Genomic DNA, 7,513 nt, shown 5'->3' with positions numbered 1-7,513 from the left:
ACAAAAAATAAACACCGCCGACATCAGCTACTCTCCACAGCTTCAGTTGCTGTTAGTGCCTACCTTTCTGGATAACAGAGTAATTGCCTACACCGTGCGCTACTAAAGCTACCCTTGGCAGTAAAAACTCAAATTTGCTTTTGAAGGGCAATTTAATGTAAATAATTTAATGCTGGATTCTTTTGCTATTGCCTTCTCTGGTGCTTGCCGAGTAGAGTGCAGGTAGCGCTATTGCCTCTAAACCACCTAGTCAGAAAAATGAATAGAATGCTGCACATCATTAACGGAGACGCCTCTCTTTCTTCTTTTGAGGCGGCTAACCTGCCCGGCCAGGTGCTTGTGTGGCGCGAGGTTATGTCGGAGGGACCTGTCGTGCCACAGTTCCGGGAAGATAGCTTCTGGGAAACCAGGCAAACCTACATTTGTGAGTTTTACGAGGAGCAACCATCCGCTTACAAAGAAAAGGTGCTCGATGTGTTACAGGAGCTCAGGCATGTGCATGGTTATGAAGAACTGGTGCTGTGGTTCGACTCAGACCTAATGTGCCAGGTAAACCTGTTGTTCCTCCTGAATTTTTTTAAGCCCTTGCACCACCAGAAACTGCAGCTAGCCACACCAGAAGCAGGTTGCATCAGTCAACTTACTTCGCAGCAACTGCAGGAGGTGTTTGAGCAGCGCCTCACGTTGCGGCCCGATGATCTGAACCTGGCGCAGCAGGTCTGGCAAGGCTACGCCGATGAGTCGCCTTTGCTACTGCAGGAGCTCATACAGGGCGATTTACACCCGTTCCGTCACCTGAAGCAGGCCTTAACCTTACATTTTACACGCTTCCCGGATTGCGCAACTGGTTTAAACCGCCCGGAAATGCTTATGCTGGAAATACTGCACACGCAGGGCCCGTTAACCAGGCACGCTTTTCAGCAAGCCTTCTGGGAGGCTGCACCCGGCTACGGTTTCGGCGATAAACAAATCGATCTGCTGATGCAGCAACTACAGCCGTTGCTGGTAGACTTTGTAAATGGCCTTTTTCAATTAACGGCAGCAGGTGAGAAAGCAGTGCAGCAGCAAGATCAGGTGCCAGCGCTCAGAGAAGGTATACAATACATTGGAGGTGTGAGAATGAGTGCAACTTCCATCAACTGGTGTCTCGATGTAAATGAAAGTAAAATAAAACCGGCCATAAAAAGCGGCCCTAACGTACCCTAACCCAAAAGCTGGCCTGAATTCTGTAATATACTTACACAACCGAGCTGAGAAAGACATGAAGAGAAAACACTATATTTTTGCCTTAACCTTACCACTGGCTTTTGTAGTCGGGCAAGCCTGGGCACAGGAAGCGACCACCCAGCTCCCAAGCCTGCAACAAGAGCATATACTGGTTAAAGCAGATACCACTGCCCGGTTAGCTACCCTTTCGGGCATACACCTGCAAACCGGCAAAAACGGAACGTTTCTGCTCGATTTTGAACAGGAGCTGGAGGAGAATGCTACGCTACATATTACAAATAAAGCCGGAAAACTTGTTTATAAAAAGCCGGTAAGTATGGTCGCTAATAAAAATACCTGGCGCTACAATGTCGGCAAACTTCGCCCCGACACCTATTTAATAGAGGTTAAGACTTCTGACACTACCTACTGGACGCGCTTCAAGATTAGCAAATAATAAAAGTTCTTTTTGTTTAGAAAATGGGTGTAGTAGAGTTTCTACACTTATATAGAAATTCGCAAGGCCCTTGGCAATATTTCAATGTAAAGTCTTTTAGAGGCTATTTCTATTAGAATAATTGGAGTGTATAACTTATAAAGGGGTAGTAATACCTATCTATATAGTTAACTATGCCGCAAGTTTAGCGCAGCGTAACTTGTGGTTATGTTAAACCATTAATTGCGGCTACGCCTAAACTAGCAGTATACACAAATTACTAGCCATAGAAATTGCTGCTGGATCTTCAACTAATTTTTACTCCTTCAGCGGTGAGAATAGGTTAAGCTCCGGATTTAAGGTAATTTTGCGATACGCCTGTATTAGGTGGCGTTTAGAGCAGCGAGGCAGCCAGTCGTGGCAAGGCGTCGTATTTTACTTATATGGAACCAAAGAGATTAAATAAATTTATTAGCGACAGCGGCATGTGCTCCCGCCGGGAAGCCGACAAACTACTGGAGCAAGGGCGTGTAACTGTTAACGGTAAGCTGCCAAAGCCTGGCACCATGGTCACCGCCAAAGACAAAGTTCGCGTAGACGATCAGCTGCTGAATGTGCGCGAGGAGGAGCCTGTAATGCTTGCTTTTCATAAACCTGCTGGCATAGCCGTAACCACCGATCTTTCTGTCAGAAACAACATTATCAGGGCGCTTAATTACCCAGCCTCTATCCTACCGATTGGCCACCTGGACCGCGACGAGGAAGGACTCATTTTCCTGAGCAACGACAGTGAGGTGGTGCGCAAAATGACCAAAGCTGACAACAGGTTCCAGAAGGAGTATGTGGTGCACGTAGATAAACCTATTACTTCTGAGTTTCTGACAAAGTTGGGTAGCAGTGGCGAGAACACGGAACCAGGTGAAGAGCAAAAGCATGCTACAGTTACAAAAGAAGCCACCACCCGCTTTAGAATAGTACTGGAACCAGGCACCAACCACCATGTTAAAAGGATGTGCGAAGCCCTTGGCTATAAGGTGCAGCACTTACAGCGGGTACGCATTGAGTCTATAAAACTGGCTAAACTACCTGGCGGGCACTGGCGCGCCATGACGGAGTCCGAAATAGCCCAGATCACCAGCATTCTTGCTCAAAAATACTCAAAACCAACTGCTGCCGCAAAAGGCCGTGGAGGAGCCAAAACCTATAGCAAAACCCGAACGGAGGCCACCGGAAGCTCACGCACCCGCGAAACATCAGCACTAGTAAGACCAGCTGCCAGACCAGAAGCACCTGCCAGACGGGGTGCTGCAAAACCAGCCGCAGAGCGGGGCACCAGAGGAGCGGCAAAGTCTGCCCCCCGACCAACAGACAGGAAAAGCAGCAGTGGTCCTAAAAGCAACACGGGTAGGGGCAGTTCAGCAAAAGGAGCCCCGAAACGCGGCCGCTGACCTGAAATTAACAGCTTAAACCCTAAGCCCTTCTGGCAGAAAAAACTGTTGGAAGGGCTTTTTCATTAGAATAATTGCTTTACTTTTTTTGGTAAGCTCTCCTGAATTCCAGCAAAACCAAGATGCCGTTCTTGTGGCTGAGTAAGATACAACCGGCTTTTTTTTACAGGAGATATAAGAATTACGTAATAAGTATTGGCAGGAATATAAGCTTTTTCGAAAGCGTAGTCATCAATCCTTAAGCAGGAATATAAGCTTTTGGTTTATTTTAATATTTATTTATACTATTTGTTTTTAAGATCAAGTAGGGTGCAGAAAAAATTAATCTAAATTTAACACTACTTCATTGAAATTCTAATGTTCTACTTAATCAATTAAGCACAGAAATAGCTGGTAATTGCATAGGTTAACATAGGGCATATCTTAACAAACGTTCATTTTGCTAAATCCGGAAGATGGCTAAATGGCTGAACTAGTGCTTAAAAAGCTTGTTTTATTGCGTAATCTGTTGCAACTTATAGTATCAGAAAACAGAATTTTTCACAAGTAAACAGCATTTTTGCTGGCTAACTTATGCTATTTAATCCTGCCATTGAAACGCTCCCTTTGCCAAAGCTGCGTAAACTGCAAAACGAGCGGCTCCGCAACCTGGTGAACTATGTGTACGATAGAGTTCCTTTTTACCGCCAGCAGTTTGATGAGGTAGGGCTGCAGCCATCTCAGATTAAAGGAATCGATGATCTTCCTTTACTGCCTTTTACAAACAAGCAGGATCTCCGCAACAACTACCCTTTTGGCCTGCTGGCAGTACCGCGTGCGGAGATTTCCAGAATTCACTGCTCAAGTGGCACCACAGGCAAGCCAACTGTAGTAGGCTATACTGCTGGCGACATCGATATTTTTTCGGAAGTGGTGGCTCGCTCGCTGGCGGCAGGTGGTTGTAAACCCGGCATGATGCTGCAAAACGGCTATGGCTACGGGCTTTTTACAGGTGGGCTTGGCCTGCACTATGGCGCCGAGAAATTAGGCATGACGATAGTTCCTGTTTCCGGAGGTATGACCGAGCGGCAACTCATGCTGCTGCAGGACTTTAAACCCGATGTGCTCTGCTGTACCCCCTCCTATGCTCAAACGCTTGCAGAGGAATTGCAGAAGCGCGAAATTCCGTTAGAGAGCCTGAACCTCCGATATGCCTTGCTCGGTGCAGAACCCTGGACAGAGACCATACGACAGCACGTGCAGAACGGACTTGGCCTGCAGGCAACGAACATTTATGGCTTAAGCGAAATTATCGGACCTGGCGTGTCGCAGGAAGATGTGGAGGAGCCTGGTTCAGGCAGCTATGTTTGGGAAGACCACTTTTACCCCGAGATAGTAGATAAAGATACAGGCGAGGTACTGCCCGAAGGCGAGCTGGGCGTATTGGTCCTCACTACGCTCACCAAAAGAGGAATGCCACTTATCAGGTATCGCACCAACGACATTACAAACCTGTTCTACGACCAGTGCGGGAAGCGCACCCATATTAAAATGGGCCCCATAAAAGGTCGAGCCGATGGTATGCTGATAATACGAGGTGTTAATTTGTTTTACACGCAGGTAGAGGAAGTGTTGCAAATGTTCGAGCATCTAACTCCTCATTACCAGCTTATTGTTTCAAGAGAGGGAACCATGGATGAGGTGGAGGTACATGTAGAGGTAAGCGAAAAGCTACTACGAGCGCTCGATCTGCAGCATATTTCTATTGTAGAGCTGTGTCGCTTCCCGGTGCTCTCGGAGTTAAGCGCTACGTTTGGCAAAAGGCTGAAAGAAAACACTGGCCTTACCATGAAAGTGACCCTGAAAGTTACAGGAGAAATACCTCGCAGCGAGGGCGGCAAACTAAACCGCGTCGTAGACAACCGACAAGTATATGCTTAGAATAAAGCAGCGGCCTTGCCTGAACTTATATAGCAGACAAGGCCGCTGCTTGTGCAAATTTTAAGATCAGCCTTCCCAGCTGCCCATCTTTCCTAACTGATAATCGCGGTAAGCTTCTCTTATCTCTTCTTCGGAGTTCATTACAAAAGGCCCCTGCGACACCACCGGTTCGTTAAAAGGTTGTGCATGACCCAACAGGAGGTACGCATCTTCCAGGGCTTCTACCTGCAGCTCCTCTCCTTCATTCTGGAACTCAACCAGGTTCAGCTTCTGTACCGTTTCGCCATTTACAAGAATTGCGCCTCTTACCACATAAAAGAAAATATTTTGTGCTGAAGCCACATGTTTGGTAAACCGTCCTCCTTTGTCTAGTGCTATACTGTTCATCGAAATATCACTTAAAGAATCTATCGGGCCTTTCACATCTCCCCAGGTGCCGGATATAACCGTAATCCTTACTTTGCCTTCATCTTCGGTTACAACAGGCAATTCATTTTTCTGGAGGCCAATGTAATTGGGAGCCACCATTTTATATTTGGCTGGCAGGTTAAACCAAAGCTGCAGAATTTCCAGTGGGCCACCCTCGCGTTTAAATTTGTCGGATGAAATCTCTGCATGGATAAGTCCTCGTCCTGCTGTCATCCATTGCACACCTCCTGCCTCTATCACACTTTGTCCGCCGCCAGTGTCCTGGTGCATAATGTCACCCTCCAGAATAAAAGTAAGCGTCTCGAAACCTCGGTGCGGATGCGGCCCGAATGGTAGCCCCCGGTTACCTGGTTTATAGGTTTGCGGCCCATGATGGTTCAGGAACAGGAACGGATCGATATAGCTCACCTCCTGTGTCGGCAGTGCCCTGTAGGTTATAAGATCAGCAATGGGCGCAGGTACTGCGTTATATACATCCTTGATTTTTCTCATGACTATAAGTACGTTTAAAATTTAAATGTAGGTACATTTAAATTAACATATCAAATTTTAATACATGAATTTATTTGCTGGCTAAAGCAGATAGAGAATCCAAAGCGACAGACCCTTGGCAAAATTTTAATAGTAAGCCTTCTGAAGGCCATTTTCATTAGGATAATTTATGCCGAACAGTACGATAGTTAAATCCCCTTTGGTAGATATATGTATGTCTTGTTGAGCATTTCTTTTAATTTTTATTTAAGCACCTCACACCGCAGTTGTCATTTTTTTCTGCCATAAAACAAAAGCCAACTGCTGCTGGTATGGCTATACCGGCAGCAGTTGGCTTTTTGTACTTAGTAGCATAATATATGGGAACATTTAATGACTTTAACCTTTTCATCTTTGCATGAGAAAGCACGACCTTATTTCATGCAGGCTGTTTTGGCTACAAGGTAGGTGTTAGTTGGCTTAGAAATTTGCTTCCAAGGCTGGTACATCTACTAAAATAAAGGTAGCATCAGCTGAGGCATGAATCTGGATAACCTCCTGGCTCTCAAGCCTGGCATGATCACATTTATCTACTTCTGCGCCATTAATTTCAACAGTACCGGTCAGGATATACAGCAGCGATTTCCTGATTTTAAAGGTTCTGAATTCTATACTTTCTCCTTGGGTGGCAGACCCAAAATAAACGGTAGAGTTAGAGTTGAGGTAAACCAGGTCTTCCAGCACTTTTTGTCCGGTTACCAAAGGCATCAGCTTGTTACTGGTGGTCAGGAACTCTACATCCATATATTCATAGGAAGGTGCCAGGCCTGTTTTGTTCGGTAGAAACCACATCTGGATTAAATGCAGTTCATCTTCTTCCGACTCGTTGCTGAGGGTGTAGGTTATACCGGTGCCAGCCGTTATACGTTGTACGCCACCTGCCTGTATCTTAGTCTCCTTGCCAAGATTATCGCGGTAGGTGAGCTCACCACTGAGAATCAGGGTAACAATCTCCATTTCGGTGTTCGGAGCCGCCGGGAAACTACTTTTAGGCGCTACATATTCATGGTTAAATACACGCAAGGGCCCGAACTGAACATTAGAGGGATCATAGAAGTCCGCAAACGAAAAAAGGTAATTCGAAATAAGCCAGTCTCCTATTTTGGCTTCGTGACGTTCTGAAGCAGTAATTAGTTTTATCATTGCGCTTTATGGTAAGTGTGTGCAGTAGCAAGTAAAGTTTTAATGCTATATATTGCTTAGGCTTTACGCATAAAGCGCAATCTTGTTAAAGAAAGGCTGTGGGCTTGCCGGTTTCCATAGAAATTTAAAAGCTTCTGAACCCTATTTGCCAGCTAAAACGCTAGTTAATCCAGCCGCTGGCAATCATCCAGTGGCGGCAGCGCTCCAGCCAGTTATCTTTGGGAGCACCTCTGGAGAAGCCATGCTCACCTGTTGGGTAGATGTGCAGCTCTGCCGGTACCTGGTGCCGCAGCAGCGCCTCATAGAACCGCAGGCTGTTTTGGACCGGCACCTTGGTATCGTCGCCAGGGTGAATTAAAAAGGCAGGAGGCGTAGTTGCGGTTACCTGCAGTTCGTTTGA

7 protein-coding genes are annotated in these 7,513 nt (G+C 46.2%); 4 read left to right on the top strand and 3 right to left on the bottom strand.

What is annotated here, in order from left to right; genetic code table 11:
• Window positions 1-258 precede the first annotated feature (258 nt).
• The 4 genes from FVR03_RS23270 to FVR03_RS23255 all read left to right on the top strand — a co-directional run bounded on the left by FVR03_RS23270 (window position 259) and on the right by FVR03_RS23255 (window position 5,010).
• Entirely contained in the window at window positions 259-1,206 is a 948-nt protein-coding gene (locus FVR03_RS23270; protein ID WP_147924176.1) for a DUF1835 domain-containing protein, read from the top strand.
• Between the two features lie 55 nt (window positions 1,207-1,261).
• On the top strand, window positions 1,262-1,663 hold the full coding sequence (locus FVR03_RS23265) for a T9SS type A sorting domain-containing protein (protein ID WP_147924175.1): 402 nt from the start codon (window positions 1,262-1,264) through the stop codon (window positions 1,661-1,663).
• A gap of 422 nt (window positions 1,664-2,085) precedes the next feature.
• Complete coding sequence (locus FVR03_RS23260; protein ID WP_147924174.1) at window positions 2,086-3,090, top strand: pseudouridine synthase; 1,005 nt, start codon at window positions 2,086-2,088, stop codon at window positions 3,088-3,090.
• A 573-nt stretch (window positions 3,091-3,663) separates the two neighbouring features.
• Window positions 3,664-5,010: a phenylacetate--CoA ligase family protein gene (locus FVR03_RS23255; RefSeq protein WP_147924173.1), complete on the top strand. Its 1,347-nt coding sequence runs from the start codon at window positions 3,664-3,666 to the stop codon at window positions 5,008-5,010.
• 66 nt (window positions 5,011-5,076) lie between these two features.
• On the opposite strand, the gene FVR03_RS23250 is transcribed toward FVR03_RS23255, so the two are convergent.
• From FVR03_RS23250 to FVR03_RS23240, 3 genes are all read right to left on the bottom strand, one after another.
• Window positions 5,077-5,931, bottom strand: a complete 855-nt coding sequence (locus FVR03_RS23250) for a pirin family protein (RefSeq protein ID WP_147924172.1) — start codon at window positions 5,929-5,931, stop codon at window positions 5,077-5,079.
• Window positions 5,932-6,390: 459 nt separating this feature from the next.
• Complete coding sequence (locus FVR03_RS23245; protein WP_147924171.1) at window positions 6,391-7,113, bottom strand: pirin family protein; 723 nt, start codon at window positions 7,111-7,113, stop codon at window positions 6,391-6,393.
• 160 nt (window positions 7,114-7,273) lie between these two features.
• On the bottom strand, window positions 7,274-7,513 hold a 240-nt coding region (locus tag FVR03_RS23240; protein ID WP_147924170.1), incomplete at its 5' end, for an alpha/beta hydrolase family protein.

The organism is Pontibacter qinzhouensis (genome assembly GCF_008017455.1).
Taxonomy (GTDB): Bacteria; Bacteroidota; Bacteroidia; order Cytophagales; family Hymenobacteraceae; genus Pontibacter; species Pontibacter qinzhouensis.
The sequence above is the reverse complement of the archived record's forward strand: the minus strand, read 5'-3'. Positions and strand labels throughout refer to the sequence as shown.